Origin of the sequence: Micromonospora sp. NPDC049171, assembly GCF_040648275.1 — a bacterium.
In the GTDB taxonomy this organism is placed as follows: domain Bacteria; phylum Actinomycetota; class Actinomycetes; order Mycobacteriales; family Micromonosporaceae; genus Micromonospora.
Genome location: NZ_JBEZDJ010000002.1, coordinates 23,580 through 49,245, shown reverse-complemented (window position 1 = coordinate 49,245; position 25,666 = coordinate 23,580). Strand labels below are relative to the sequence as shown.

General features: G+C 71.2%; 26 protein-coding genes. 8 read left to right on the top strand and 18 right to left on the bottom strand.

The genetic code is table 11. The features are described from left to right. Positions 1-27: 27 nt before the first annotated feature. From AB0B14_RS02955 to AB0B14_RS02945, 3 genes are all read right to left on the bottom strand, one after another. Positions 28-774 (bottom strand): ABC transporter ATP-binding protein, encoded by a 747-nt coding sequence (locus AB0B14_RS02955; protein WP_357072614.1) that lies wholly within the window; start codon positions 772-774, stop codon positions 28-30. Position 775: 1 nt separating this feature from the next. After that, positions 776-1,603, bottom strand: coding sequence for an ABC transporter permease (locus tag AB0B14_RS02950; RefSeq protein ID WP_357072617.1), 828 nt, complete (start codon positions 1,601-1,603; stop codon positions 776-778). Positions 1,604-1,675: 72 nt separating this feature from the next. After that, positions 1,676-3,046: an L-serine ammonia-lyase gene (locus AB0B14_RS02945; protein ID WP_357072620.1), complete on the bottom strand. Its 1,371-nt coding sequence runs from the start codon at positions 3,044-3,046 to the stop codon at positions 1,676-1,678. A gap of 764 nt (positions 3,047-3,810) precedes the next feature. Between AB0B14_RS02945 and AB0B14_RS02940 the strand changes: the two genes are divergently transcribed. Beyond that, complete coding sequence (locus AB0B14_RS02940; RefSeq protein ID WP_357072623.1) at positions 3,811-4,020, top strand: PspC domain-containing protein; 210 nt, start codon at positions 3,811-3,813, stop codon at positions 4,018-4,020. Positions 4,021-4,483: 463 nt separating this feature from the next. Here the strand turns inward: AB0B14_RS02940 and AB0B14_RS02935 are convergent, their stop codons facing one another. The 7 genes from AB0B14_RS02935 to pdxH form a co-directional block, all read right to left on the bottom strand. After that, positions 4,484-5,332 carry a DUF4230 domain-containing protein gene (locus tag AB0B14_RS02935; protein ID WP_357072625.1) on the bottom strand — a complete coding sequence of 283 codons (849 nt, stop codon included), beginning with the start codon at positions 5,330-5,332 and terminating at the stop codon, positions 4,484-4,486. Positions 5,333-5,431: 99 nt separating this feature from the next. Then, a complete protein-coding gene (locus tag AB0B14_RS02930; RefSeq protein WP_357520930.1) occupies positions 5,432-6,592 on the bottom strand; it encodes an acyl-CoA dehydrogenase family protein in 1,161 nt (386 codons plus the stop codon). Between the two features lie 67 nt (positions 6,593-6,659). After that, entirely contained in the window at positions 6,660-6,965 is a 306-nt protein-coding gene (locus tag AB0B14_RS02925) for a type II toxin-antitoxin system VapB family antitoxin (RefSeq protein WP_091395231.1), read from the bottom strand. Positions 6,966-7,152: 187 nt separating this feature from the next. After that, positions 7,153-7,755, bottom strand: a complete 603-nt coding sequence (locus AB0B14_RS02920; RefSeq protein ID WP_357072632.1) for a nitroreductase family protein — start codon at positions 7,753-7,755, stop codon at positions 7,153-7,155. Then, positions 7,755-8,684, bottom strand: coding sequence for an aldose 1-epimerase family protein (locus AB0B14_RS02915; protein ID WP_357520928.1), 930 nt, complete (start codon positions 8,682-8,684; stop codon positions 7,755-7,757). Before AB0B14_RS02915 ends, AB0B14_RS02920 begins: the two co-directional genes overlap by 1 nt. An 18-nt stretch (positions 8,685-8,702) precedes the next feature. After that, positions 8,703-9,998: an MFS transporter gene (locus AB0B14_RS02910; RefSeq protein ID WP_357072638.1), complete on the bottom strand. Its 1,296-nt coding sequence runs from the start codon at positions 9,996-9,998 to the stop codon at positions 8,703-8,705. Beyond that, a complete protein-coding gene (gene pdxH / locus AB0B14_RS02905; RefSeq protein ID WP_357072756.1) occupies positions 9,995-10,624 on the bottom strand; it encodes a pyridoxamine 5'-phosphate oxidase in 630 nt (209 codons plus the stop codon). Before pdxH ends, AB0B14_RS02910 begins: the two co-directional genes overlap by 4 nt. A 282-nt stretch (positions 10,625-10,906) precedes the next feature. Between pdxH and AB0B14_RS02900 the strand changes: the two genes are divergently transcribed. The 3 genes from AB0B14_RS02900 (at position 10,907) to sepH (ending at position 14,609) form a co-directional block, all read left to right on the top strand. Further along, positions 10,907-12,013, top strand: coding sequence for a citrate synthase 2 (locus tag AB0B14_RS02900; protein WP_357072641.1), 1,107 nt, complete (start codon positions 10,907-10,909; stop codon positions 12,011-12,013). Positions 12,014-12,216: 203 nt separating this feature from the next. After that, complete coding sequence (gene serC, locus AB0B14_RS02895) at positions 12,217-13,344, top strand: phosphoserine transaminase (RefSeq protein WP_357520926.1); 1,128 nt, start codon at positions 12,217-12,219, stop codon at positions 13,342-13,344. Positions 13,345-13,529: 185 nt separating this feature from the next. Continuing rightward, positions 13,530-14,609: a septation protein SepH gene (gene sepH, locus AB0B14_RS02890; RefSeq protein ID WP_357072647.1), complete on the top strand. Its 1,080-nt coding sequence runs from the start codon at positions 13,530-13,532 to the stop codon at positions 14,607-14,609. Between the two features lie 54 nt (positions 14,610-14,663). Here the strand turns inward: sepH and AB0B14_RS02885 are convergent, their stop codons facing one another. Together AB0B14_RS02885 and AB0B14_RS02880 are read right to left on the bottom strand one after the other, a co-directional pair. Further along, positions 14,664-15,494: an alpha/beta hydrolase gene (locus tag AB0B14_RS02885; RefSeq protein WP_357520924.1), complete on the bottom strand. Its 831-nt coding sequence runs from the start codon at positions 15,492-15,494 to the stop codon at positions 14,664-14,666. A gap of 15 nt (positions 15,495-15,509) precedes the next feature. Then, positions 15,510-16,208 carry a DUF4097 family beta strand repeat-containing protein gene (locus AB0B14_RS02880; protein WP_357520922.1) on the bottom strand — a complete coding sequence of 233 codons (699 nt, stop codon included), beginning with the start codon at positions 16,206-16,208 and terminating at the stop codon, positions 15,510-15,512. A 206-nt stretch (positions 16,209-16,414) separates the two neighbouring features. Here AB0B14_RS02880 and AB0B14_RS02875 point away from each other — a divergent pair, with 206 nt between their 5' ends. Then, positions 16,415-17,227 (top strand): helix-turn-helix domain-containing protein, encoded by an 813-nt coding sequence (locus AB0B14_RS02875; RefSeq protein ID WP_357072655.1) that lies wholly within the window; start codon positions 16,415-16,417, stop codon positions 17,225-17,227. Here AB0B14_RS02875 and thpR read toward each other — a convergent pair. The 5 genes from thpR to AB0B14_RS02850 form a co-directional block, all read right to left on the bottom strand. Then, the gene (thpR, locus tag AB0B14_RS02870) at positions 17,197-17,778 is read right to left on the bottom strand and encodes an RNA 2',3'-cyclic phosphodiesterase (RefSeq protein ID WP_357520920.1); all 582 of its coding nucleotides are present in this window, start codon (positions 17,776-17,778) and stop codon (positions 17,197-17,199) included. The two genes, AB0B14_RS02875 and thpR, sit on opposite strands and share 31 nt — an antisense overlap. A gap of 7 nt (positions 17,779-17,785) precedes the next feature. Next, positions 17,786-18,295, bottom strand: a complete 510-nt coding sequence (locus tag AB0B14_RS02865) for a hypothetical protein (RefSeq protein ID WP_357072661.1) — start codon at positions 18,293-18,295, stop codon at positions 17,786-17,788. A 96-nt stretch (positions 18,296-18,391) separates the two neighbouring features. After that, the gene (locus tag AB0B14_RS02860) at positions 18,392-19,675 is read right to left on the bottom strand and encodes an MFS transporter (RefSeq protein ID WP_357072664.1); all 1,284 of its coding nucleotides are present in this window, start codon (positions 19,673-19,675) and stop codon (positions 18,392-18,394) included. A gap of 73 nt (positions 19,676-19,748) precedes the next feature. Then, positions 19,749-20,198 carry a MarR family transcriptional regulator gene (locus tag AB0B14_RS02855; RefSeq protein WP_357251878.1) on the bottom strand — a complete coding sequence of 150 codons (450 nt, stop codon included), beginning with the start codon at positions 20,196-20,198 and terminating at the stop codon, positions 19,749-19,751. Between the two features lie 115 nt (positions 20,199-20,313). Further along, positions 20,314-21,792, bottom strand: a complete 1,479-nt coding sequence (locus AB0B14_RS02850; RefSeq protein WP_357072670.1) for an NCS2 family permease — start codon at positions 21,790-21,792, stop codon at positions 20,314-20,316. Positions 21,793-21,880: 88 nt separating this feature from the next. Here AB0B14_RS02850 and AB0B14_RS02845 point away from each other — a divergent pair, with 88 nt between their 5' ends. Then, positions 21,881-22,126 (top strand): DUF2530 domain-containing protein, encoded by a 246-nt coding sequence (locus tag AB0B14_RS02845; RefSeq protein WP_357072674.1) that lies wholly within the window; start codon positions 21,881-21,883, stop codon positions 22,124-22,126. A 37-nt stretch (positions 22,127-22,163) separates the two neighbouring features. Here AB0B14_RS02845 and AB0B14_RS02840 read toward each other — a convergent pair whose 3' ends face one another. Next, positions 22,164-23,093 (bottom strand): DUF3027 domain-containing protein, encoded by a 930-nt coding sequence (locus tag AB0B14_RS02840; RefSeq protein WP_357072676.1) that lies wholly within the window; start codon positions 23,091-23,093, stop codon positions 22,164-22,166. On the opposite strand from AB0B14_RS02840, the gene AB0B14_RS02835 reads away from it, so the two are divergent. Together AB0B14_RS02835 and AB0B14_RS02830 are read left to right on the top strand one after the other, a co-directional pair. After that, on the top strand, positions 23,092-24,693 hold the full coding sequence (locus AB0B14_RS02835; RefSeq protein ID WP_357520918.1) for an MFS transporter: 1,602 nt from the start codon (positions 23,092-23,094) through the stop codon (positions 24,691-24,693). The two genes, AB0B14_RS02840 and AB0B14_RS02835, sit on opposite strands and share 2 nt — an antisense overlap. Then, a complete protein-coding gene (locus tag AB0B14_RS02830) occupies positions 24,690-25,373 on the top strand; it encodes a futalosine hydrolase (protein ID WP_357520916.1) in 684 nt (227 codons plus the stop codon). Before AB0B14_RS02835 ends, AB0B14_RS02830 begins: the two co-directional genes overlap by 4 nt. Positions 25,374-25,666: the final 293 nt, after the last annotated feature.

The following is a 25,666-nucleotide window of genomic DNA, read 5'->3' as shown; positions in this document are numbered from 1 at the left end:
TCCCGGCGGCGAGCACGATCGCGAGCGTCACCGCGGGACCGCGGCGTGGTACGCGTCGAGCGCCTCGGCGATGGTGCCGTCGAGCGTCAACCGGCCCGCGTCGAGGTACAACCCCCGACGGCAGAACCGGGTCAGGTCCTTTTCGTTGTGTGACACCAGCACCAGCGTGCGCCCCTCCCCGAGCAGACGATCAATCGTCGCGTAACACTTCTTGCGGAACTCCGCGTCGCCGACCGCGGTCACCTCGTCCATCAGCAGGATCGGGTGCGGCAGGTGCGAGATGATCGCGAAGCCGAGCCGCACCTTCATCCCCGACGAGTAGTGCCGCACCGACGTGTCGATGGCCCCCTGCACCTGCTCACCGGCGAACTCGACGATCTCGTCGAAGTGCCGCCTCAGATAGCCCGCCGACAACCCGTGCAGACCACCGACCAGGTGCAGGTTCTCCCGCCCGGTCAGGTCGTTGGAGAAACCGGCCGACAACTCCAGCAGCGGTGCCACCGCGCCGTGCACCCGGATGCTGCCCTCGTCCGGGATGAGCACCCCGGCGATCAGCCGCAGCAGGGTGCTCTTGCCGGTGCCGTTGCGGCCGATCACCCCGACGGTCTCGCCCGGCTCGACGGTGAACGACACGTCACGCAGTGGCCAGAACTGACCCGGCAGGGCACCGCGCCCGCCCCGGTGGATGAACAGCTCGCGCAGCCGCAACTGCCGGCGCCGGTTGCGGACGAACCGGATGCCCAGACCGTCAGCCTCGATGATCGGCGCGGCCACGTCACAGTTCCTTGAGCACTGCGGGTTCCAACCGGCGAAACGACCACCAGCCGGCGGCCAGCACCAGCACGCTGCCGACGACGGTGGTGGCGAGCAGCCGGGCGTCCGGGAACTCGTCCGGGTACCAGATCGCGTGGTGCAGCTGGAAGATCCCGACCAGCGGGTTCAGCTCGTAGACCAGCTTCAGCCAGCCGGGCAGGTCGGACTCCCGGACCAGGCTGAGCGGGTAGATGATCGGCGTGGCGTAGAAGAGCACCCGGATGATCAGGCGGAGGAACCGCTCCACGTCGCGCATCAGCACGTTCCACGCGGACAGCAACAGGGCCAGCCCGGTCAGCAGGACGGCCTGCACGGCCACCGCGAGCGGCAGGGCGAGCAGCGACCAGCCGGGGTGGATCCGACCGTGCACCGCGTAGATCACCGCGATGGCGATCAGGATCGGCAGGCCGGCAGCGTACTCGGCGAACCGGCCGGTGACCCGGCCGATCGGGAAGACCTGCCGCGGCACGTTCATCGTGGTGATCAACCGGGACTGGCCGGTCAGCGCGTTCGTCGCCTCGCTCAACGCCGAGCTGGTCCACATCCAGGCGAAGATCCCGGTGATCAGGAACAGCGGGTACGACCCGGCCGCCTCGCCCAGGTGCCGGCCGGTGTCGGAGGAGTAGAGCACCCCGAAGACGAACCAGTAGATGGCGCCCATGCCGAGCGGCTCGATTAACGACCAGAAGTAGCCCAGGACCGACTGCTGGTACTTGACCGCCAGATCCCGGCGGACCAGGATGCGCAGCGAGTTGCGGTGCGACCACAACGCCGCGACGCCAGAGGTCACCGCGAGCCTCCCGCCTCCTGAAACGGACGACAGGCTAGCAGTCGGTGAACGAATGCCCCGAATCGGCCGGACTCAGCACTCGATCACGTTGACGGCCAGACCGCCACGCGCCGTCTCCTTGTATTTGACCTTCATGTCGGCGCCCGTCTCCCGCATGGTCTTGATGACCTTGTCCAGCGACACCTTGTGCACACCGTCGCCGCGCAGCGCCAGCCGGGCGGCCGTGATCGCCTTGATGCTAGCCACCGCGTTGCGCTCGATGCAGGGGATCTGCACCAGGCCACCCACCGGGTCACAGGTCAACCCGAGGTTGTGCTCCATCCCGATCTCGGCCGCGTTCTCCACCTGCTCCGGGGTGCCACCCAGCACCTCGGCCAGGCCCGCCGCCGCCATCGAGCACGCCGAACCGACCTCACCCTGGCAGCCGACCTCCGCGCCGGAGATCGACGCGTTCTCCTTGAACAGCACACCGATCGCGCCCGCCGCCAGCAGGAACCGCACCACACCGTCGTCGTCGGCGTCCGGCACGAAGCGGCTGTAGTAGTGCAGCACCGCCGGGATGATCCCGGCCGCACCGTTCGTCGGCGCGGTGACCACCCGACCGCCGGCCGCGTTCTCCTCGTTGACCGCGAGCGCGAACAGCGTCACCCAGTCCATCGCGTGCAGCGGGTCGGGCGTCCCGGCGTCCGCCTCCAGGCCGCGCCGCAGCTCCGCCGCCCGCCGCCGAACCTTCAACCCCCCAGGGAGTACGCCGTCCCGCTCGCAGCCGCGCTGCACGCACTCCCGCATCACCCGCCAGATCTCCAGCAGACCGGCCCGGATGTCCGCCTCGCTGCGCCACGAGCGCTCGTTGGCCAGCATCACCTCGCTGATCGACAGGCCGGTGCGGCTGGTCACCTCCAACAACTGCGCCCCGGTCAGGAAGGGGTACCGCACCTGGGTGCTGTCCGGCTTGATCCGGTCCGCGCCGGCCGCCGCCTCGTCCACCACGAACCCGCCACCGACGGAGTAGTAGGTACGGCGGCGCAGCTCGGCGCCACTGTCGTCGTACGCCGCGAAGGTCATCCCGTTCGGGTGGTACGGCAGCGACCGGCGGCGGTGCAACGTCAGGTCCCGATCCGGGTCGAAGTCGATCTCGTGCGCGGCCAGGATGCTGATCCGCCGCTCCGCCCGGATCCGCTCGACCCGAGGACCGACGGTGTCCGTGTCGACAGTCTCCGGCGACTCGCCCGCCAACCCGAGCAGCACCGCCGGGCCGCTGCCGTGGCCGTGCCCGGTGGCCCCCAACGAGCCGAACAGCTCGGCCTGCACCCGTGCGACGTCGGTGAGCAGCCCGTCGGCCTTGAGCCCGGCGACGAACGTCCGCGCCGCCCGCATCGGCCCCACCGTGTGCGAGCTGGACGGCCCGATACCGACACTGAAGAGGTCGAAAACACTGATCATGGCTGCGCTTCCTCGCCGTCGTCCCGGCGTACGGGACCCGGCCGGGTCAGGACCGCCGAGCTGACGGCCCTGCTCATGATCGACCAGGGTAGGGGTCCGGCCGCCCGGGGTGTGGGTGGCCGATCTGCCAGCCTACCCGCCCAGCTCAACGCCCACCCGGCCACCGGGACGCGCACACCCACCCACCCCGCTCAGCCACCCACCCCGCCCACCCCGCCCGGCCCGACCGGCTCCGCCCGCCCCGCCCGCCCCGCCCGGCCCGCCCGGCCCCGCCGCAAGATCGCGCTCGATCCAGGATCTCAACACCGTTGCGTTAGAGCTGTAGCCGGCGGGTCATCCCGGGACGGGAAGTGCCCGATCGGGGAGCGGGTTGGGCCCGGCTTGGCGATCATGGAGTTGTGGTGCCAACTTTGGGGGTTTACGGGCGTTCTGTTACCCACCACAACTCCATGATCGGCGAGGCAGTGCTGGTCGACGAACAGCCGTTCCACCTAACGCAACGGCGTTGTCCAGGATCTAGTGGTCTCTCTCGTCCTCGATGCCACTACAGCCAGGATCGAGCACGATCTTCGTCCCGCCCTGACGGATGCCGTGTACGGCGGCTGCGGCGGGCCGCTCGGGGAGGCGTCAGCGAGGGGCTGCCCGGGTAAAGCACCTACGGGTCCACGGGTTGCCGCTCATCCTCAGGACCGAGGGCGAGGTGGCCACCCCCTTCTACCGTGGATTGCAGACGCGGCGCACCGCCGCAGAGTGGGAGTACGACGATGAGTCGCAAACTGGTCCGGCCCCGCGAGGGGCGCATGCTCGCCGGTGTCTGCGCCGGCCTCGGACGGCGGTTCGGCATGTCCGCCGGGATGGTCCGGCTGCTGTTCCTGCTGTCCCTGCTGCTGCCCGGCACCCAGGTGATCGTCTACCTGATCCTGTGGGTGCTCATGCCGAACGAGGACCGCTACCTGGCCTCCACCCAGCACTGACCCGCGCCCCACCAGCGCCCCCGTCGAGGCCAGAACCCCTGACCGTGAGGCAGCAACTTCACCGAAGTTGCTGCCTCACCGGCGTCAGAGGCAGCACCATCCCCGAAGTTGCACAGATCTTGCCCAGTGAGCACCAGGCGACGCCCGAGCGGCGGGGCGGCGCGCGGCGGGGCGCGGCGGGGCGGGGCGGGGCGGGGCATGCTCCTCTAGATCCACTCGGGTTTGCTGAAACCGGGGTGTCCGGAGGCTTGCGATACCCCGGTTTCAAGGAAGCCGAGTGGATCATGGCGTGCGCGTCGTGCCGAGGGATGCGCGAACCGGCGGCGCGGGGGCGTACCGGAGCGGGACTCAGCGGACGGGCGGCGGGAAGTACATAGCCGCGAGAGGGCGAGAAGGGCAGCGCCCGCTCCGACGGACGTCGGGGCGGGCGCTGCGGCGCTGCGGGCGTGACCGGCCTGACGGGTCAGGGGGCCGTGTAGGTGATGGTGATCTGCTGGTAGCCGAGGGAGCGCAGCAACCCTTCCAGCATCTTGCGGGTGTTCTCCTCGGCGCGGGCGGAGAGCCCACTGTCGCGGGCGGCGGCGGTGATCCGATCCTCGGCGAGCTGGTAGACCTGCTGCTGCCGGTTGGGGTCGTTGCCGACCAGGTCGCCGAGCCGGTTGAGCAGACCGCGCTGCTCGGCGAAGACGTAGCTCTTCTCCATGTTGAGGTTGGTCTCGCCGAGCTGCGGGGCGGGCAGCTTGATCTCGACGGACTTGCCGTCGGCGGAGGGGACGACGGCACCCTCACCGATCTTGGTGAAGTCGACGTACGCCTCGACACTGCCGGCCCCGACGAACAGGGTGCGCTCGTTGAGCAGGAAGTCCGGCACGTTGCGCCTGTCGTTCTGGGTGTCGACCACGACCTGGAAATTGCCCTCCGCGGCCACGTAGCGGCTGAGGTCCTGGATCGACTTCAGCAGCGGTGGCTGGCTGCGGTCGGTCTGCTCCTTGGCGAACGGGTTGCGGAACTCCGGCAGGAGGCCGGTCGCCTGGATGCCGAGCAGCACCACCACGGCCAGCGCGGCAGCGCCGAGCAGCAGGAGCAGGCCACGGGCCGCCCCACCACCACCGCCGAAGCCACCTGCGGTCGGGCCGCCGGGGGGCCCGACCGGAGGGTCACCGGGGCCGCCGGGGCCACCAGAACCGCCGAAGCCGCCCGGCGTATCCGTGGTCGGCTCGGGTGTAGCGGTCGACCGCTCCCGGAGGTCGTCGCCGGTCGGGTAACCGGGAAACTCCCTCGTGGGCTCGTTGCTGCCAGCGTCGCGGGCCATCACGCTCACCGTCCTCGTCAGACACGTCGTCTGTCAATGACGGTACGGCCCCACTACGACAGTCGCGCGTCGAGCGCCAGGACCGCACAAACGGGCAGGTCAGGCGAACGCGGAAAGCCCGGTGAGCCGTTGCCCGACGACCAGTTGGTGGATCTCGGAGGTGCCCTCGTACGTCAGCACGCTCTCCAGGTTGTTGGCGTGCCGCATCACCGGGTATTCGCCGGAGACGCCGTTGGCACCGAGGATGGTGCGGCACTGCCGGGCGATGGCCAGGGCCTCCCGGACGTTGTTCAGCTTGCCCACGCTGACCTGCTCGGGCCGGAGCCGGTGGGCGTCGGCGAGTCGACCCAGGTGCAGCGCGAGCAGTTGCCCCTTCACCAGCTCGACGGCCATGTCGGCGAGCTTCGCCTGGGTGAGCTGGAAGCCGGCGAGCGGGCGACCGAACTGGGTGCGGGTGGTGGCGTACGCCAATGTGGTTTCCAAACAATCGCGGGCGGCGCCGACCGCGCCCCAGACGATGCCGTACCGGGCTTCGGTGAGGCAGCTCAGCGGCGCCTTGAGCCCGACCGCCTCGGGCAGTTGGGCGTCCGCCGGAAGCCGGACGTCGTCGAGCGCGATCTCGCCGGTCACCGACGCGCGCAGCGACATCTTGCGGCGGATCTCCCAGGCCGTGACACCGGGTGTGTCCATGGGTACGGCGAAACCGCGCACGCCTTCGTCGGCGCGCGCCCAGATCACCGCGACGTCGGCGATCGGCGCGTTGGTGATCCACATCTTTGCGCCGGTGAGCAGCCAGTCGTCGCCGTCGCGGCGGGCCCGGGTGGTCATCGAGGCGGGGTCGGAGCCGTGGTCCGGTTCGGTCAGGCCGAAGCAGCCGATCGCCGCGCCGGTGGCCATCGACGGCAGCCAGCGTTGCTTCTGCTCCTCGCTGCCGTAGCGCCAGATGGCGTACATGGCGAGCGAACCCTGCACCGAGACCAGGGAACGGAGGCCGGAGTCCCCGGCTTCCAGCTCCTGGCAGGCCAGCCCGTACGCGACGGCGGAGGCGCCAGCGCAGCCGTAGCCGGTCAGGTGCATGCCGAGCAGCCCGAGCTTGCCGAACTCGAGGGCCAACTCCCGGGCCGGCACCCGGCCGTCCTCGTACCAGTCGGCGACGTGCGGTCGCACCCGGTCGTCGACGAGCTGGCGGACGACGTCGCGGATCTGCCGCTCCTCCTCGCCGAGCGACGAGTCCAGGTCGAGCAGATCGAGGGCACTCATGCCGTTACCTTAACGAAGCCTCAGCCGACACCGCAGCCTTCGACAACGAAGCCTCAGCCGACACCGCTCACTCGATCGGCCCGGAGAGCACCAGCACCCGCGCGTGGATCTGGTTGCGCTGTTGCAGGGCGGCGCGCAGGGCGCGATGCAGCCCGTCCTCCAGGTAGAGCCCGCCGTTCCACTGCACGACATGCGGGAAGAGGTCACCGTAGAAGGTGGAATCCTCGGCGAGGAGCTTGTCGAGCGCCAGCTCGCGCTTGGTGGTGATCATCTGATCGAGGCGCAGCGGGCGGGGCGGGATCTCCGCCCACTGCTTCAGGGTCAGGTTGTGCTCCGGGTAGGGACGCCCGTCCCGGACCGCTCTGAAGATCACGACGGCACGCTCCCCTCCCCGTGGCCGGGCCGACCGACAGCGCCGAGCCGGGCCGCGGCGGGCACCGCGCGGCGCGGCACCAATGACCGTGCCAGCCTAGCCGCCCAGCGCACGCTACGTTCTGCTCCCTGATGTCAGTTTCGCTACCGGTCGTCCGATCCGCATCCGGACGAACGGGACGTCGCGCTCAGCTCCACCGGCCGCGGCGGACAACCTCGTCCACTCCACGACGTCCACGGCGCAGCGACGGTGACCGATGGTCGGGTGCCCGGTAACCGATTGTGACGGCACCGATGGGCTGGTACTCCGCCGGCACCCCGAACGCGTCCCGGTAACTGGCCAGCCGCTGCGGGGCGATGCCGAAAAAACACGCCCCCAGCCCCTCGTCCACCGCGGTGAGCAACATCAGCAACGCCGCGAAGCCGGTGTCCACGTGCCAGTACGGCACCGGCCACCGCTCGGTGGACCGGTCCGTCCAGCCCTTGTCCGGCTCGGCGTAGCGCCGCAGGTACGCCGACTCGTTGGCGTGCGGCACCACGATCAGCGGCGCCCGGCGCATCCCCGCCAGCCAACGCTCCCGGCCACCGCCCTCCGGGGTGGTGGCCGCCCAGAACCGCTCCCGGTCGGCCGGCTCCTCCAGCACCAGGAAGCCCCAGCCCTGGGCGAAGCCGGCCGACGGGGCGCGGATCGCGTGGTCGAGCAGCCGATCCACCACGTCGGGCGGGACCGGACGGTCCGGGTCGTAGTTGCGCACCATCCGCCGACGTCGGACGACCTCGGCGAACTCCATCAGGCCCCGGGCCGGATGCCCCAGGCACCCCGCCAGGTCGTACCGGGCTTGAGCGTGAGCAGGTCCTTGCCCGACCGGAACGCGTCCGGCGGGCAGGTCATCGGCTCGATCGCCACCGAACGGCGGTGCCGGGCACCGGTGAGCGCGTCTCCGGTGAACACCTGCCACCAGCCGAACTCGGCATCGGCCCAGATGCTCACCCCGGTCGAGGAGTCCGGCGCGGCCAGGCTCACCGACGAGCCACCGTCGGCGTCGCGGATGACCTCACCGAAGCAGGAGTCCAGCACGGCCGCGCCGATCCGGCGGGGGCTGGTCCAGTCGTACTCGGTGCCGGCCACCGGGGTCACTCCGATCGGCAGCAGCCGACCGTCGACAAGCACCCGGCTCCGGGTGGGCAGCCGCAGGACCAGGTCGTCGACCGCGACGCCCGGCAGTTGCAGGTACGGGTGTACGGAGAAGCCGAACGGCACCGACTCGCCACCGATGTTCGTCACCTCGTGCTCGGCGCGCAGACCGTCCGCGCCGACGCTCCACAGGCTGAGCAGCCGCAACGGCCACGGGTAGCCGGGCTGCGGCGGCAGGTCGTAGCCCAGGGTCACCGCGTCCGCCGACTGCTCCAGCAACTGCCACGACACCCAGTTGACCAGCCCGTGGATCGCCACGTGCCGCTCCGGCTCGGTCAGCGGGAGCTGGTGCGTCCGCTCGCCGAACGAGTAGCGGCCATCGCTGATCCGGTTCGGCCAGGGTGCCAGCACCTGCCCGGCGCAGCCGGGGCAGACCTCGTCGGTCTGGTACCCGTCGACCAGGTCGACACCGTCGTGCCGGTACGTCCGGAGCCCACCACCCACCTCCACGATGACGGCCTCGTGGCCGGCGGCGGAGATGGTCCACTGGGCACCGGAGAACGCGCGCTGCTCGGGGCTTTCCATGTCGGCGACCCTAACCGGTCAGGTCCGGTCCCCGCTCGACGCCGCCGCCCGGTAGCGAAGCAGTGCCGGGAACGCGACCGCGAGCACCACGACGAGCACCGCCGAGGCGAGCCCGCCGGCCACCCAGGCCACCCCGCCACCGAACCCGGCGGCCATCGTGCCGGCCCGCAGGTCGCCCAGCCGCGGGCCACCGGCCACCACCACCGTGTTGACGCCCTGGAGCCGGCCGCGCATCCGGTCCGGTGCGTAGACCAGCAGCATCGACTGCCGCAGCACCGCGCTGACCAGGTCGGCGGCACCGGCCACGGCGAGCAGCAGGACCATCAGCCAGAGTTGGTGGGCCAGCCCGGCCGCGGCGATGGCGAGGCCCCAGGCGACCACCGCGACCACCAGGCCGAGGCCCTGCCGGCGGAGCCGGCCGATCCAGCCGGAGGTCAGCCCACCGATCATCGAGCCGATCGCGATGGCGCTGTAGAGCAGGCCGACCGCTCCGCCGCCACCGAACCTCTCGTGCGCGATCTCCGGAAAGAGCGCCCGTGGCATCGCCAGGATCATCGCGATCAGGTCCACCCCGAAGGAGAGCAGCAGCACCGGCGTGGTGGCCAGGTAGCGGAAACCGTCGACCACGCTGGCCAGGCCGGCGCGGCGGGGCTCACCGTCGGCGGTCGGCTCGGGCGGCAGCGCGGGCAGGCGCAGCGCCGCCCAGAGCATCGCGGTGAACAGCACCGCGTCCAACCCGTACGCGATCGGCAGGACCACCGTGGTGTCCGGCGACGCGGCGAGGATCAGGCCGGCGGCGAGCGGGCCGGCGACCGACGCGGCGGTGAAGGTCGTGTAGTTCAGGGTGGTGGCGGAGGCCACCAGGTCGTCGGGCACCAGCCGGGGCAGCATGGCGCTGCGGGCCGGCGAGCTGATCGCGAACGCCACCGACTGCACCGCCATCAACGCCAGCAGCAACACCGGGCTGCCCACGTTCAGCAACGCCTGGACCAGCAGACCGAGGGTGGATGCCCAGAGCAACAATGAGCCGCCGAGCAGCACCGCACGGCGGTCGCGGGCGTCGGCGACCGCACCACCCCAGAGCCCGAAGACCAGCAACGGTACGAAGGCAGCCACGCCCAGCAGGCCCACCCAGAACGAGTCCCGGGTCAGGGCGTACATCTCCACCGGCACCGCGACGGCGGTGAACTGGAAACCGAACATCGCCACGGTGTTGCCGAGCCAGAGCCGCCGGTACGCGGGCACCCGCAGCGGGCGGACGTCGATCGCCCAGCGGCGCGCTCCGCGCGACCGGGCCTCCCGCACACCCGTCACGGCGCCAGCCGCTCGACGGTCCAACCACCCTCGTCGAGGCGGCGGAAGCGGAGCCGGTCGTGCAGCCGGCCGGCCCGACCCTGCCAGAACTCCACCGACTCGGGTCGCACCCGCAACCCGCCCCAGTGCGGCGGGGTCGGGATCTCGGCCTGGTCGGCGAACCGCTCGGCCGCCTCCTGGTACCGCTCCTCCAACGCCGCCCGGCCGGACACCACCTGTGACTGTGGGCTGGCCCAGGCACCCAGTTGGGAGCCGCGCGGCCGGCTGGCGAAGTAGGCCGCACTCGTCGCGCGGTCGACGGGTGTGACAGGTCCGGCGACCACCACCTGCCGCTGCATGGGAAACCACGGAAAGACCAGGCTGGCGTACGGATTGGCGGACACCTCGACGCCCTTGCGCGACTGGTGGTTGGTGAAGAAGACGAAGCCCTCCGGGTCGTACCCCTTGAGCAGCACCGTCCGGCCGCTCGGCCGGCCGGCCGAGTCGGCGGTGCCCACCACCATGGCGTTCGGTTCGGGTAGCCCGAAGGCCACCGCGTCGGCGAACCAGCTGGCGAACTGGCTGTGCCAGTCAGCGGCCAGGTCAGCCTCGGTCAGGCCCAGGTCCGCGGCGTACTCGTTACGCATCGCGGCCGGGGTGGGTGTGTCGCCCGTCACGTCGCCACTCCTTTTCGGCAGGTCCGCCGGCGCCCTCCCGCGCTGGCCAGCCCGCACCGCCCAGTCTCACCGAGTCCGACGGAGAATGCGCGTCCGGGGATGTCGCGTGCAGCACAGTCGCCCTGGGTCGCGTATCCGGTTACCCAGCAGGCAAGATGTTGCGAACACATCCCTGATGGTCGCCTAGAGGGCGCTCGGCCGACCGGGCCGGATAAGCCGACCGGGCGCACCGACCAGATCCAGGAGAGCGACATGGCCGATTTCAAACCCGGGCTGGAGGGCGTCGTCGCCTTCGAGACCGAGATCGCCGAACCCGACCGCGAGGGTGGCGCGCTGCGCTACCGCGGGGTCGACATCGAGGATCTGATCGGTCAGGTCTCGTTCGGCAACGTGTGGGCGCTGCTGGTCGACGGTCGGTTCGGGCCGGGTCTGCCTCCGGCGGAGCCGTTCCCGGTGCCGGTGCACTCCGGTGACATCCGCGTCGACGTGCAGTCGGCGGTCGCCATGCTCGCCCCGTACTGGGGGCTCAGCCAACTGCTGGACATCTCCGACGAGCAGGCTCGCGAGGACCTCGCCCGGGTCTCGGTGACCGCGCTCTCCTTCGTCGCCCAGTCCGCCCGGGGCCTCGGCCTGCCGGCGGTGCCGCAGAAGGAGATCGACAAGGCGCAGACCATCGTCGAGCGGTTCATGAAGCGGTGGCGCGGCGAGCCCGACCCGCGGCACGTCAAGGCCGTCGACGCGTACTTCATCTCGGCCGCCGAGCACGGCCTGAACGCCTCCACCTTCACCGCTCGCATCGTCGCCTCCACCGGAGCGGACGCGGCGGCCTGCATCTCGTCGGGCATCGGTGCCCTCTCCGGCCCGCTGCACGGTGGCGCGCCCTCCCGGGTGCTCACCATGCTGGAGGCGGTGGAGCGCAGCGGCGACGCGGAGGGTTACGTCAAGGGCGTGCTCGATCGCGGCGAGCGGCTGATGGGCTTCGGCCACCGCGTCTACCGCGCCGAGGACCCGCGGGCCCGAGTGCTCCGGCGCACGGCCAAGGAATTGAGCGCACCGCGCTTCGAGATCGCCGAGGCGCTGGAGAAGGCGGCGCTCGCCGAGCTGCAGGCCCGCCGCCCGGACCGGGTGCTGGCCACCAACGTCGAGTTCTGGTCGGCCGTCGTACTGGACTTCGCCGAAGTGCCGGCGCACATGTTCACCTCGATGTTCACCTGCGCGCGGATGGGCGGCTGGAGCGCGCACATCCTGGAGCAGAAGCGCCTGCAGCGGCTGGTGCGTCCGTCCGCCCGCTACGTCGGCCCGGAGACCCGCAAGCCGTCCGACGTCGAAGGCTGGGTCGCCATCCCGCACGGCGTCTGACCTGTACGGAAGGGCCCCGCTTATCGCCTGGCGATGGGCAGGGCCCTTTTTTGCGTACACCGGGCGGTCCCCCGCCGAGGTGTGGCGAAGGACTCAGCCCAGTCCTCGGGGGCCCGGCTTCCACCGATGGGTCCGAGTGCGAGGATGAGGGCCGGCAGTGTCGCCGGGCCCGCCCTCGCCCTTGCGGAAGGATCTTCAAGACCGTGGCTGACGCACCGACCATCCGGATTCCCGATGACCTCAAGCCCGCCGACGGCCGTTTCGGCTGCGGGCCGTCCAAGGTCCGCCCAGCGGCGGTGTCCGCACTCGCCGAGGTCGCCACCAGCTACCTGGGCACCTCGCACCGGCAGAAGACGGTCCGCGACCAGGTGGCCCGGCTGCGCTCCGGCATCGCCGAGTTCTTCGCGCTGCCCGAGGGTTACGAGGTCGTGATCGGCAACGGCGGCACCACCGCGTTCTGGGAGGTCGCCACCTTCGGCCTGATCCGCGACCGGGCCCAGTTCGCCAGCTTCGGCGAGTTCGGCGCCAAGTTCGCCAAGTCGGTCAAGGACGCGCCGTTCCTCGGTGACCCGACCGTCCGCAAGGCCGACGCGGGCAGCGCCCCGACCCTGGTCGCCGAGTCCGGTGTGGACGCGTACGCGACCCCACAGAACGAGACCTCCACCGGCGTGGCCGTGCCGATCAGCCGGGTGGCCGGGGCGGACGAGGGCTCGTTGCTGCTTGTCGACGCGACCTCCGCGGCGGGTGGCCTGGACGTCAACGTCGGCGAGACCGACGTCTACTACTTCGCTCCGCAGAAGTGCTTCGGCTCCGACGGGGGCCTGTGGCTGGCCCTGATGTCACCGGCAGCGCTGGAGCGCGCCGCCGAGATCAAGGCGTCCGGGCGCTACATCCCCGCCTTCCTCGATCTGGTCACCGCGATCGACAACTCGCGCCTGGAGCAGACCTACAACACCCCGGCGCTGGCCACCATCTTCCTGGCCGCCGAGCAGACCGACTGGATGAACGCGCAGGGTGGCCTGTCCTGGGCGGCCAAGCGCACCGCCGAGAGCGCCGCCACGGTGTATGGCTGGGCGGAGCGGTCCAGCGTGGCCACCCCGTTCGTCACCGACCCGGCGCTGCGTTCCAACGTGGTCGCCACGATCGACTTCGCCGACGGGGTGGACGCCACCGCGATCGCGAAGGCGCTGCGCGCCAACGGCATCGTCGACACCGAGCCGTACCGCAAGCTCGGTCGCAACCAGCTGCGGGTGGCGCTCTTCCCGGCCGTCGAGCCGACGGACGTCGAGGCGCTCACCGCGTCCATCGACTACGTCATCGAACGACTCTGACGTTCGTCACGGTCGGTGTTCGTGGGGGCCTCCACGGACACCGACCGTGATCATCGTTGCAGCTCAGTCGCGACATGCCGGGTGTCGCTTCCCCCACCCCGAGACAGATGCGCGTACGGTGGTCCGAGACGCCTGGGTGGCCGACTCGTGGCGTGCGGCCAGCGAAGCGGGACGGAGGCAACGCTATGCGCCCAGTACGCTTCGTCGCCCTCTCCGAGGACGGCCATGCCCTGGTTCTCGCCGACGAGGTCGGGCGGTTGCTCGCCCTGCCGATCGACGACCGGATCTCGGGGGCGCTGCACGCCGAGCCCGGCGCGCCGCCGCTGCCGGCGGCACCGACCACCGTCGACCCGACTCCCTCACTGTCCCCTCGGGACATCCAGGCCCGCATCCGCTCCGGTGAGTCCGCCGAGGACGTCGCCCGGATCGCCGGGGTGCCGGTCGACCGGGTGCTGCGCTATGCCGGCCCGGTCCTCCAGGAGCGGGCGATGCTCGCCCAGCACGCCCGCCGCACCCGGCTCAAGGGCGCGGAGAAGCCCACCCCGCTCGCCGAGGTGGTCAACGGTCGGTTGAGCCAGCACGGCATCGACACCGAGAAGATCTCCTGGGACGCGTACCGGCGGGACGACGGCACCTGGCGGATCATCGCCACCTGGCCGTCCGGCAAGGCCACCGCGCAGGCCATCTGGGATCTCGACAAGACCCGGCAGTCGGTCGCCCCGCACGACGACATGGCGCAATACCTGTGCGCCGAGCGGCCCACGCCGATCCTCGGCCAGGAGCCGGCACCGGAGCGGGGCGGGCACGGCCTGCCCGGTCCCTCGCGCGGCGAGCCGAGCCGTGGTGGGCACGGGTTGCCGGCGGCGTCCGAGCATCCGCGCCCGGGCCGGGATCCGATCCGGGCCGGCCGGGACGCGCTGCTCGCCTCACTTGACCGCCCGCTGGGCGCCTCGTCGGGTCGTGGCCTTGAGCCGCGTACCCCTGCTGCTCTTGCTGGTTCGGACGCGCCTCGGCAGCGGCCGGTCGGCGGGGGTGCCGCCGCGCTGCTCGGCGGTGGCCAGGGGTCGGCCTTCGACGACGACTCGGACGCGCCCAAGGAGGTGCCGGCCGTGCCGTCGCTGGCGGTGCTGCGGCCCCGCCGCACGGGCGCGGCGGCGGCCGCCGGTGGCGAGTCCACAGATGCCAACGGCAAGCCCCGCAAGCGCCTGCCGAGCTGGGACGACGTGCTCTTCGGCAGCGGGCCGGCGGCACGCGAGTCTTCCTGACGCGTCGCGTCGGCGGGTGGTGAACGGCCACCCGCCGACGCGGAACGCGTGGCCTCACCGAGGGTCTTCAGCGCCCTCGACGGCGTGGCCGGCGACCTCGCGTACGGCCTGGGCGACGGCCGGAAAGTCCTTCTTGAGGATCGCACCGTGGTTGCTGGCGACCTTCGCGGCGATCTGGATGTGCGGGTTGCGGGCGGTCGCCGCGTCGAGGCTGGCACGGATCTTCTCCTGTTCGTCACCGCGGCTGCCGAGCGACGTGCCGGAGGCGACGACGTACCGCACCGGGACGGTGATGCCGTCCAGCACGGGGCCCAACTCGCGCTCACGGGAAAGTCTGCCCAGCTCGATGTTGCTGTCCGCCATCTGGGCGGCATTCATTCGCGGGGTCAGACCGGTGGGGCGCAGCAGCGGCATGAACACGTTCATCCGTCGGAACATCTTCCGGATCCGCTGCTCCATGGCCTCGTCGAGCCAGTCGTGCGGGAACGCGCCGTCGACCAGGACCGCGCCGAGAGCGCGCTCCGGGTTCCGGTTGACCCAGTGCGCCCCGACGACCGCCCCGTAGGACCAGCCGACCACCAGCGCGCGGTCCACACCCCGGGCGGCGAGGACGGCGTCGACGTCGCGGACGGCGGCCTCGAAGGAGTAGTCCGTCGAGCGCTTCGACTTCCTGCCGCGAGCCCGCTCGTCGTAGGTGATGTGCCGCCAACCGGTGCCCAGGTCGGCGATGACCCGACGCCAGTACCCCTGGGTGGCGAACTGACCGTTGAGGTAGACCACGGGGACACCGGGACCGCCGGTGTCGGTGACGGCCAGGGCCGTGTCGTCGACCGGCACCAGGCCGGTCCACGTCGAACTGGTCGCGGACATGCTGTTGTTCGTCATCGTGATCCGTCCTGTTCAGAGGCTGCGGGCGGCGATGTCGCCGCGGGAGGTGGTGGCGCGGATGTCCAGTGCGGTGGTGCCGTCGTTGCGGAGGGCGTTGTTGACCCGACCGTGGCCGGTGCCGGCGTCCAGCGCGGCCGAGACGCCGGCGGCGGCGGCGACCGAGATGTCGCCGGACTGGGTGGTCAGCACGACGGTGCCGTGCGTGGCTTCGGCGATCCGGATGTCGCCCCTGGTGGTGCTGATCTCCGCAGGGCCGGTGAGCCGACCGACCTCGACGTCGCCGTCGATCGCGGTGAGGCGGACGCTCGCCGCCTCGTCGATCTTGATCTGGCGGTACGCGCCGTCGAAGGTCACGTCGCCGAGGCGCCCGACACCCCGCAGCTCGGCGCTGGCGGCCTTGGCGTCGATGCGGGAGCCGGCGGGCAGTCGGACGGTCACCTGCAGGGATCCGGAGGGACCGACGAGCGGGCTGCCGGGGGGTGCGGCAGTGATCCGCAGGACGCCGTCGGCGTACGTGACGGTGGCCTGTTCGGCGGCCCTGGTGTCGCGGCTCCTGGTCGGGTCGGTGGGCAGGATCTCGACAGTGGTGTCGACGCGGTCCGCGGCGATGAGCTGGATGCGCCCGGCGGGGATGGTCAGGATGGCGGAGATCGGGGCGGGGGTGTCGAACGTCTTCATCATGCTCTCCGGTGCTCGTGCGTCGTTTCTCATATCGGAAACGCTACGTTGCTTTCCAATATCAGGCAACAAGCTCGTTGCGTTCCAGGAGGACTTTCCCAGCTCAGATCACGCCAATCATTGCAACAAGGGTGCCGCCTAATGCAACGACCGCAGCCGCGCCTGTTGCAATGGACCAGAAGTGAACGCTATGGTGAAGGGGCCACCAGGCCGCCACGAGGGATCACCAGGGAGATCAGATGCCGGGAGGCCGACTCACCCAGCAGGAACGCCAGCAGATCGCGCTGGGGCTGGTCGACAGCCTTCCCTACGCGGAGATCGCCCGGCGTCTCGACCGTCCCACCTCGACGATCACCCGCGAGGTGATGCGCAACGGCGGCCCCCTGGGCTACCGCGCCGACCTGGCGCACCGCGCCACCGAACGCCGCGCCCACCGGCGCAGACCAGCCGCCGCCCGCCCGACGGCAGCGGTCCTCCCGCAGCACGGGCGCGACGCCGAGGCCGTCGCGGACTACGAGGAGGCCTTCACCACCGTCCTCATGGCGTCGGGCCTGAACAAGATGGGGGCCCGCGTGTTGACCTGCCTGTTCACCACCGACGCGGGCGCCCTCACCGCGTCCGAGCTGGCCCAGCGCCTTCAGGTCAGCCCGGCGTCCATCTCCAAGGCGATCACCTTCCTGGAGGGCCAGAGTCTGGTCCGCCGGGAACGCGACGAACGCCGCCGCGACCGCTATGTCGTCGACAACGAGCTCTTCTACCAGGCCACGATCGCCAGCGCCCGCGCCAACGACCAGCTCGTCGCCACCGCGCGGCAGGGCGTCGCCCTCCTCGGTGCGCACACCCCGGCCGCCGCCCGCCTGGAAAACATCGCCCGTTTCCTCGACTTCATGAGCGAGAGCATCGTCCGCGCCGCCGAACAGGCCCGCGAAGTCCTCCGCAGCGGGCCCGAGACTGCCGCTGCCCCACCGATCTCGGCCCAGGGGCAGGTGCCCGTGCGGGTCGTCGTGCCGACCGCACCGGATCAGAGCGGCCAGGCGGCGAGCCGGTCGTAGCGCGAGCCTCGGGAGTCGAGCTGGCTGCGCATCAGCAGCAGCTCGGTCGCCGGCCACTCCGGGCCCTGGTAGTCGTCCAGTGCGGCCCGGTCGGCCTCGACGTCGGCCGGGTCCATCCGATCGCCGGGCCGGGCCACGGTCAGGTGTGGGCGAAACGGCCTGGCGTCGCACGGCAGCCGAGCCTGCCGCAACCGGGCCCGGACCAGCCCGGCCAGCACGTGCAGCGCCTCGACCTCGCCGCGCAGGCCCACCCAGAGCACCGTCGACCGGCCCTGACCGAACCGGCCACCGCCGCCGAGGCTGAGCCGGGCTAGGGCGTGCCGGCCGGCACCGAATCCCTCGGCGGCCAGCCCGAGCGCACTCCGCACCTCGACCAGCCGGGCCGCCTCGACGTCGCCGAGGTAACCCACTGTGACGTGCAGATGGGCCGGATCGGCGAGCCGGACGTCGACGCCGGCGGCGGACGCCGCGCCAACCCGTAGCCGCGCGACCTGCGCGCCGAGGTGGTCGACCGACTCGGCGGGCGGGTAGACCGCGACGAAGAGCCGCAACCGGGGCTCAGCGGTGCCGTTGCCAGTGCCCGGCTCGGGCCGCGGGCAGGGCCAGCCCGGCCGCGTGCAGCACACCCTCCACCCGGACCCGCTCGATCTCCTGGTCGACGCCCTCCAACTCGGCGAGGTGTTCGGTGATGCCGAGGGCCCGGCAGGCCAACCGGAGTCGATCGTCGTACGCCTGCAGGAGCGCGCCGTGCCAGACCATCGACCGGCCGGTGCCACCGAGTCGCTGACCACCGAGGCGGCGCAGGTCGGCGGCGAGCTGCTCCAGGGGCCGACGGTCGACACTGTCGAAACCGCTCAGGTCGATGTCCCGGGTCAGCGCGTCGGCCTCGACGGCCCGGTCGAGGCGGGCGATGGTGCGCTTCTCCCGGCTGCGCTCACGCCACTCGGACCAGCCGCAGACGACCCGGTCGAGGATCTCGTCGTAGCAGAAGAGCAGGGCGAACGCCGCCGGCAGACTGGCGACGGCAAGGAACGCCAGGGCCAGCATCAGCGCGCGTCCGACTCCCACGTATCGACGCTAAGCCCCATCGTGCCGCCCCGCCAGCGATTTGGCCGCATCCGCACAATCCGTACAACGAGACTGCCGCGGTTGCTTCGCCGAACCTCAGCAGTCGGTAGAGGTCACGTAGAAGCGGGGCATCGGGAGCACCCGGAAACGCAGCCGGGCACCGGAGCGGCGCAACTGCCAGGTGAGGGCGATCAGCGCGGCGGCCAATGAGATCAACGCGCCCATCCAGATGCTGGCCCCGGCACCGAAGTGCTCCGCGACCCAGCCGATCAGCGGCGCGCCGACCGGGTTGGTGCCCAGGAACACCAGCACCCACAGGGACATCACCCGACCCCGGAAGGCCGCGTCCACGCCCAACTGAACCCGCTGGTTGGCGGCCTGGGCGAAGAAGACCATGAAGAAGCCGGTCGGCACCAGCAGCACCACGACCAGCCAGTACGCCGAGGCGAGGCCGACCAGGGTGCCGAAGCTGGCGCAGGCGATCGCCGCACCGAGCACCAGCCAGACCGACGGGCGGCTGCGCCGGCCGGTGCCGCTGAGTGCTCCGCCGAGCGCACCGACGGCCAGCGCCGTGCTGAACAGGCCGAAGGAGGCGGCACCGGTGTGGAAGACCGTCTTCGCCAGCGCGGCCAGGGTGAGCTGGAAGTTGAAGAGCGACATGCCGATCACCGACATGACCGCCATCGGCAACAGCAGGTCGGGCCGACGCCACACGTACCGCAGCCCGTCGATGACCCGTGCGGACGCCCGCTCGTCGCGCGGCAGCAGGGCGTCGCGGTGCAGGTCGGCGGTGCGCATCCGGACGACGTTGACGAGGGGAGCGATCGAGCTGACGGCGGTGAAGAGGAACACCGGGCCGACGTCGAACGCGGCGATGGCCAGGCCGGCGACGGCCGGGCCGACGATCCGGGCCGAGTTGAACACGGCGGCGTTCAGCGACAGCGCGTTGGGCAGCAGGGGCGTGCCGACGAGTTCGGAGACGAACGCCTGCCGGACCGGGGTCTCCACGGCGTTGGCCGTGCCGAGCAGCGCGGCGAAGGCGAACACGTGCCAGAGCTGCACCAGGTCGGTGAGGACCAGCAGGGACATGCCGAGCGCCAGCAGGCTCCAGAAGGCGTTGGCGGCGAACAGCAGCACCCGCTTGTCGTACCGGTCGGCGAGCCGGCCGGAGAGCAGGGTGAGCAGCAGCACCGGGGTGAACTGGCAGGCCGTGACCACGCCCAGCGCGGTGGCCGAGTTGTTGGAGAGGTCGAGGACGAGCCAGTCCTGGGCGATGAACATCATCCAGACGCCGATCAACTTGATCAGCTGCCCGGATGCGAAGAGGCGGTAGTTGCGGACCTGTAGGGACTGGAACATCGTGCTCAGCTTGGCCTGCACTCTTGGTGCGCCTCCTTCAGGACGTACACGTCATCGACAGGTGACGGCACGGCCCGGTGGGGCTGAGTGCGGCTTAGGCGCGAGCGAGCTGCTGGAGAATCTCGGCGGCCCTCTGCAGGGTCTCCCGTTCGTCCTCGTCGAGCGCGGCCAGCCGGTGGGCCAGCCACTCGTCGCGGGCCCGCTCGAACTGGTCGAGCACGGCGTGCCCCCCTTCGGTCGCCGCGAGGATGACCTGCCGACCGTCGGTCGGATGGGGGGTCCGCCGCACGAGGCCGCGGTCCTCCAACTTCCCGACGATCTTGGTCATCGTCGGTGGCTGCACCCGTTCGACATCGGCCAGCTCCCGGGGGGTCATCGCACCCGCCAGCCGCAGGCTGGTGAGCGCGGAGACCTGGGTGACCGTGAGGTCGCCGACCGGTCGGGCCTGGCGGACCCGCCGGTTGAGTCGGGTGATCGCATCACGCAACTGGGGGGCCAGCTGCGCCGGTGGCACGCGTTTCGCCGTCACCGTCCGCTCCGTCACAGTAGTTAGCTTAACTAATGAGCATGGCTAACGACATCGGTTATGACCAGGCTCACGAGGAGGTTAGTGCTGCTCCGGGCGGGGAATCCTGTTCGGCTCCCCGCCCGGACGGGCGTCAGAGCACCAGCGATTCGATCGGCCCACGCAGGAAGTACAGCACGAACAGCGCGGCCACCCCGTACAGCAGCGGATGCACCTCCCGGGCCTTACCCCGGGCCAGCTTGAGCACCACGAAGGTGATCAGGCCGGCACCGATGCCGTTGGAGATGGAGTAGGTGAACGGCATCAGCACGATCGTGAGGAACGCCGGGATGGCGATCTCGTAGTCGGACCAGTCGATGGTCCGGACCGCGGTCATCATCAGGAAACCGACGACCACCAGGGCCGTCGAGGCCGCCTCGAACGGCACGACCACCACCAGCGGCGCGAGGAACATCGCCAGCAGGAAGAGCACGCCGGTGACCAGGCTGGCCACCCCGGTCCGCGCACCCTCCGCGACACCGGCGGCACTCTCGATGTACGACGTGTTGCTGGAGGTGCTGGCCGCACCGCCGGCCGCCGCGGCGATCGAGTCGACGAGCAGGATCTCCTTGGTACGCGGCGGGGTGCCCTGCTCGTCGAGCAGGCCGCCCTCCTGGCCCACCGCCACCATCGTGCCCATGGTGTCGAAGAAGTCCGTGATCAGCAGCGTGAAGACGAACATCAGCACGACCACCCAGCCGGCACGCCCCCACGAGTCGAGCACGTTGAACTTGCCGAGCAGCGACAGGTCCGGCAGGTCCACCACCGTCTTCGGCAGCTCCGGCACGTTCAGCGCCCAGCCCTTCGGGTTGGGCTTCCCGTCCACGAACGACGGGCCGATGTTGCCGACCGCCTCCACGATCACCGCGAGCACGGTGGAGGCGAGGATGCCGATCAGGATCGCACCCTTCACCCGGCGCACCACGAGCACCAGCGTGATCAGCAGACCCACCACGAAGACCAGCAGCGGCCAGCTCACCAGCTTGCCGCCGATGCCCAGGCCGACCGGGACCGTGGTGTTCGCGGCGTCCGGGAGCCGCCGGACGAAACCGGCGTCCACCAGACCGATGATGGTCAGGAACAGACCGATACCGACCCCGATCGCGGTCTTCAGCTGCGTCGGCACCGAACGGAACACCGCGGTCCGCAGACCGGTCAGCACCAACACCGCGATGAGCACACCCTCGATGACCACCAGGCCCATCGCGTCGGCCCAGGTCATCTCGGGAGCGATCTCGTACGCGATGAGCGCGTTGACACCCAGACCGGCGGCCAGCGCCAGCGGGAACCGGCCGACCACACCCATCAGGATGGTCATCAGGCCGGCGACCAACGCGGTCGCGGCGGCCAGCGCGGGAATCGGCAGGGTCTTGCCGTCACCGTCGACGGCGCCACCCAGAATCAGTGGGTTGAGCACCACGATGTACGCCATCGTGAAGAAGGTCGCCAGGCCACCGCGTACCTCACGGCTCATCGTCGAGCCACGGGCGGAGATCTCGAAGAACCTGTCGAAACCGTTACGGGGATGAGCGGGAGTGGGAGGTGTGCCGTTCTCGGGCGGCGCTACTGCCATCGGGTCCTCGCAGGTGATCTTCCGGTTGTCGCGCGCATCGTCCCAGATCACAAGTGGGCAGGGGAAGTGGATCGCGTACGCTTGCCGAATGCCGAACGAGCAACCACCGCGGCCCGCACCACTGGACCCGCCGATGGTGCCGTTCGCTCTCGCCGGGTTGGTCGCGTGGGCGGTGGCCGGGCTGGTCCTGCTGATCTTCTTTCGGGGCTGGCTGACCGACCATGGTCACCAGAACTGGCTCTGGACCTGCCTCGCCGGTTTCCTGTGGGGCTTCCCGGGGCTCGCCGCGATGATGCGCCACGACGCCAACCGCCGCCGGCGACGCGCGAGCTGACCCCACCACCGCACCCGGGTCACCCCGGCGCGAACGGTCAGGAGTGCCCGTACGGCTCCGCCGGCTCGGTCGTCTCCACCGAACCCGGGGCGCGACTGACCGACATGGCCTCCACCGCACTGTCGTCGTACACCGTCGGTAGTTCTTCGACGGCGGTCTCGGCCGCCTCAATCAGCGTCTCGGAGTGGGCGCCGCAACCGTGGTCGGCGCTCACCACCCGGCCGTCGTCGGGGGCGTAGAAGTTGCCGCACGCCCCGAACGCCTGCCGCATCGCACCGGCCAACGGCAGGTAGAAGCCGCAGGTGCCGCAGCGGGCGGAGGCCGGGGCTGCCGTGGAGATGGGCGCCTCGGGGCCGTGGTCGCCGTCATACCAGCGCTGCGCCGCCTCGATGCGACCCTCCCGGGAGAGCACCCGCGCTCGCCCGAGGCCCAACTCCCACGCGGTCTCCTCGACCGCCGGGTCGTCGGAGAGCAGGTAGCCGGGGACCAGCCGATCGTCGTCCGGCGAGGTCGGCAGCAGGTCGCCCGGGCCCAGATCGCCCGGCTTGAGCCGCTCCTGCCAGGGCAGCCAGCCCGGCGCGAGCAGCGCGTCCGGGCCGGGCAGCAGGACCGTCTCGCAGATGGTCACCGTCTTGCTGCGCGACACGCGGGTGACGGTGACCGCCCACCGCCAGCCGCGATAGCCAGCGAGGCGACACTCGAAGTAGTGGGTCACCAGCCGTTCACCCTCGGCCACAACCTGCAGGTGGTCGCCGACGTCGTCGGCGTCCACCTCGGTGATGCCAGCGCGGGCCACCTCGACGGCGGCGGCGCAGACCTGGTCGAGACGGGCGGCGCGGGTGGAGGCGGGCCTGGTCACCTCACCATTGTTCCCCATGCGCCCCGCAGGGGTGACAGTGACTCCCGGGGAACCTTTCCCCGTGGTGGCGCGGCGTACCCGGATCGGATGGGCGAGGATGGTGCACATGCCGTCGTACTCCCGCTCCGGGCGATCCGTCCTCGGTCGGACCGTCGGCACCGGGATCCGTGCTGTTCGTCTGCTGTTGCGTGGTTCGGTGGGCAGCGGCCGTTGGGTGACCCGGCGGGCCGGTCGGGCCCGGGCCCGGGGTGCCGGCGGCGAGGTCGGCATGGTCCGGCTGTTCGACCTGCACGCGGTCTCCTGTGCCGGTGACACGCTGATCGCCATCGGCCTGGCCGGGACGATCTTCTTCAACGTCCCGCTCGGCGAGGCCCGCAGCAAGGTCGCGCTCTACCTGCTGGTGACCATGGTGCCGTTCGCCATGCTCGCCCCCGTGGTGGGCCCACTGTTGGACCACTTCCGGCACGGCCGGCGGTACGCCCTGGCCGCCACGATGCTCGGCCGCGCGTTCCTGGCCTGGTTGATCTCCGACTACATCCACGGTTTCGGGCTCTATCCGGCCGCGTTCGGGGTGCTGGCACTGTCCCGGGCGTACGGCGTGGCCCGGTCCGCGGCGGTGCCCCGGTTGTTGCCGGAGGGGCTCGGCCTCTCCCAGGTGGGTGCCCGGGCCAGCGTCTACGGCACGGTCGCGGGCGCGTTGGTGGCGCCGATCGGGTTGGCCGCGTTCTGGTTCGGCCCACAGTGGCCGCTGCGCGTCGCGTCGGTGATCTTCCTGATCGGCATGGTGATCTCCCTGCGGTTGCCGCCGAAGGCCGACTCGGAGCCACCGGAGCGGGTGCCCCGGCCGCTGCGGGCGCTGGGCCGCCGCGGCGGCGATCGCCCGCTGGGTCGGGGTCGTCCCGCCGGTCGAGTGGTGATCGCCACCCTGATCGGTGCCGGGACGCTACGCGCGGTGTACGGCTTCCTGCTGCTCTTCCTCGCCTTCGCGATCAAGAAGGGTGACCTGACCACCGTGGCGTTCGGCCGGGATCTGGGGGCCGAGTGGGCGTTGGGGGTGGTCGGCGGGTCGCTCGCGGTCGGCACCTTCCTGGCCACCGCCATCGGCACCCGACTACGCATCCACCGACCGACCGCCATCCAGTCCAGCAGCATGATCATCGTGGCGGGGGTGGCGGTGCTCACCGTCATCCACTTCTCGCTGGTGATGGTCGCCCTGCTCTGCCTGGTCGCGGCGTTGGTCAGCGGGATTTCCAAGCTGGCCGTGGACGCCTCCATCCAGGAGCGCATCCCGGAGCGGCTGCGGGCCAGCTCCTTCGCCCACTCCGAGACGGTGCTGATGCTCGCCTTCGTCGCCGGAGGAGGGTTGGGCCTGGTCCCGTTCGACGGCCGGATGGGCATCGCGGTCGCCGCCGGGGTGGGTGTCCTGGCCGCGATCCGGGGTGTGCTGGTCGCCGCCCGGCTACGCGGCGAGAAGCTGGCCGGCCGACCGCTCGGCGACGACGAGCTGACCGAGGACGAGCCGGCGGCCGAGCCCGCTGACTCCACCCCCACCTCGCCGGCACCGGCGCAGAGCAGTTCCCCGCCGTACGAGGATCCGAACCTGGCCCCGCCGGGCTACCACATCTACCGACCGTCCTCCTCCGTCGGCGGCCCCGGTGGCAGCGCCGACGAGGAGACTCGCCGCGAGTCCCCCGGCTCGCTCTCGTGACCGGTCTGCTGGTGGTGACGGCGGTGCCGGCCGAGGCGGACGCGGTCCGCGCCGGGCTGACCGACCCGACCGTGACCGTCGCCCCGATCGGCGTGGGCCCGGCCGTCGCCGGTGCCGCCACCGCACGCCTGCTGGCGCTGGCCGAGGCCGCCGGACGCCCGTACCGCGCGGTGGTCAGCGCCGGCGTGGCCGGCGGCTTCACCGGCCGGGCCGAGGTCGGTGACACGGTGCTCGGCACCGCCAGCATCGCCGCCGACCTGGGTGCCGAGTCGCCTGACGGTTTCATCCCCGTCGACGAGTTGGGCATGCCACTCGCGCTGCTCGGGGTCGGCGGCGTGGTGCGGGCCGATCCGGTCCTGCTGGCGACGCTGCGGGCCGCCCTCCCGGCGGCCACGATCGGCCCGGTGCTCACGGTCAGCACGGTCACCGGCACCGCCGCCAGCACCGAAGAGCTACGCGGCCGGCATCCGGAGGCAGTCGCCGAGGCCATGGAGGGGTACGGCGTGGCGGTCGCCGCGGCGCAGGCCGGGGTGCCCTTCGCCGAGCTACGCACCATCTCCAACCCGATCGGCCCCCGCGATCGTGGCGCCTGGCGCCTACGCGAAGCCCTCACCGCCCTGACCGCGGCGGCCCCGGCGTTCGCGCTGACTGCTACCGAGGAGGACGGACTTCGAGCGTGAGCGCCGACGGCCGACTCGCGCCGTCAACAGCAGTAGCCCCCCTGTGGATAACCCTGTGGACAGTGCCCCTGGTGCTGTGTACATCCCTTCGTCAGCACCTCGCCGGCACGGGCACGGGCACGGCACGGGCGAACGGCCGGGACCACGCTGATGCCGGTGAGTCATCTTGATGACTCACCGGCATCAGGCTCGATGGAGATACGGCACGGGCACGGCCACGGCATGGCCACGGCATGGCATGGCACGGCACGGCACAGATCACAGGCACCAGACCGCGCCGAGGAGAACGCGCG

Bases quoted from the DNA above. Each gene is read 5' to 3' on its own strand.
- pdxH (WP_357072756.1), bottom strand. From the start codon at position 10,624: ATGCGTAACGAGTACGCCGCGGACCTGGGCCTGACCGAGGCTGACCTG.
- AB0B14_RS02900 (WP_357072641.1), top strand. From the start codon at position 10,907: ATGGCCGATTTCAAACCCGGGCTGGAGGGCGTCGTCGCCTTCGAGACC.
- AB0B14_RS02880 (WP_357520922.1), bottom strand. From the start codon at position 16,208: ATGAGAAACGACGCACGAGCACCGGAGAGCATGATGAAGACGTTCGAC.
- sepH (WP_357072647.1), top strand. From the start codon at position 13,530: ATGCGCCCAGTACGCTTCGTCGCCCTCTCCGAGGACGGCCATGCCCTG.
- AB0B14_RS02840 (WP_357072676.1), bottom strand. From the start codon at position 23,093: ATGTGCACCATCCTCGCCCATCCGATCCGGGTACGCCGCGCCACCACG.
- AB0B14_RS02935 (WP_357072625.1), bottom strand. From the start codon at position 5,332: ATGGCCCGCGACGCTGGCAGCAACGAGCCCACGAGGGAGTTTCCCGGT.
- AB0B14_RS02850 (WP_357072670.1), bottom strand. From the start codon at position 21,792: ATGGCAGTAGCGCCGCCCGAGAACGGCACACCTCCCACTCCCGCTCAT.
- AB0B14_RS02885 (WP_357520924.1), bottom strand. From the start codon at position 15,494: ATGACGAACAACAGCATGTCCGCGACCAGTTCGACGTGGACCGGCCTG.
- AB0B14_RS02940 (WP_357072623.1), top strand. From the start codon at position 3,811: ATGAGTCGCAAACTGGTCCGGCCCCGCGAGGGGCGCATGCTCGCCGGT.
- AB0B14_RS02845 (WP_357072674.1), top strand. From the start codon at position 21,881: ATGCCGAACGAGCAACCACCGCGGCCCGCACCACTGGACCCGCCGATG.
- AB0B14_RS02915 (WP_357520928.1), bottom strand. From the start codon at position 8,684: ATGGAAAGCCCCGAGCAGCGCGCGTTCTCCGGTGCCCAGTGGACCATC.
- AB0B14_RS02875 (WP_357072655.1), top strand. From the start codon at position 16,415: ATGCCGGGAGGCCGACTCACCCAGCAGGAACGCCAGCAGATCGCGCTG.
- AB0B14_RS02930 (WP_357520930.1), bottom strand. From the start codon at position 6,592: ATGAGTGCCCTCGATCTGCTCGACCTGGACTCGTCGCTCGGCGAGGAG.
- AB0B14_RS02920 (WP_357072632.1), bottom strand. From the start codon at position 7,755: ATGGAGTTCGCCGAGGTCGTCCGACGTCGGCGGATGGTGCGCAACTAC.
- AB0B14_RS02945 (WP_357072620.1), bottom strand. From the start codon at position 3,046: ATGATCAGTGTTTTCGACCTCTTCAGTGTCGGTATCGGGCCGTCCAGC.
- AB0B14_RS02835 (WP_357520918.1), top strand. From the start codon at position 23,092: ATGCCGTCGTACTCCCGCTCCGGGCGATCCGTCCTCGGTCGGACCGTC.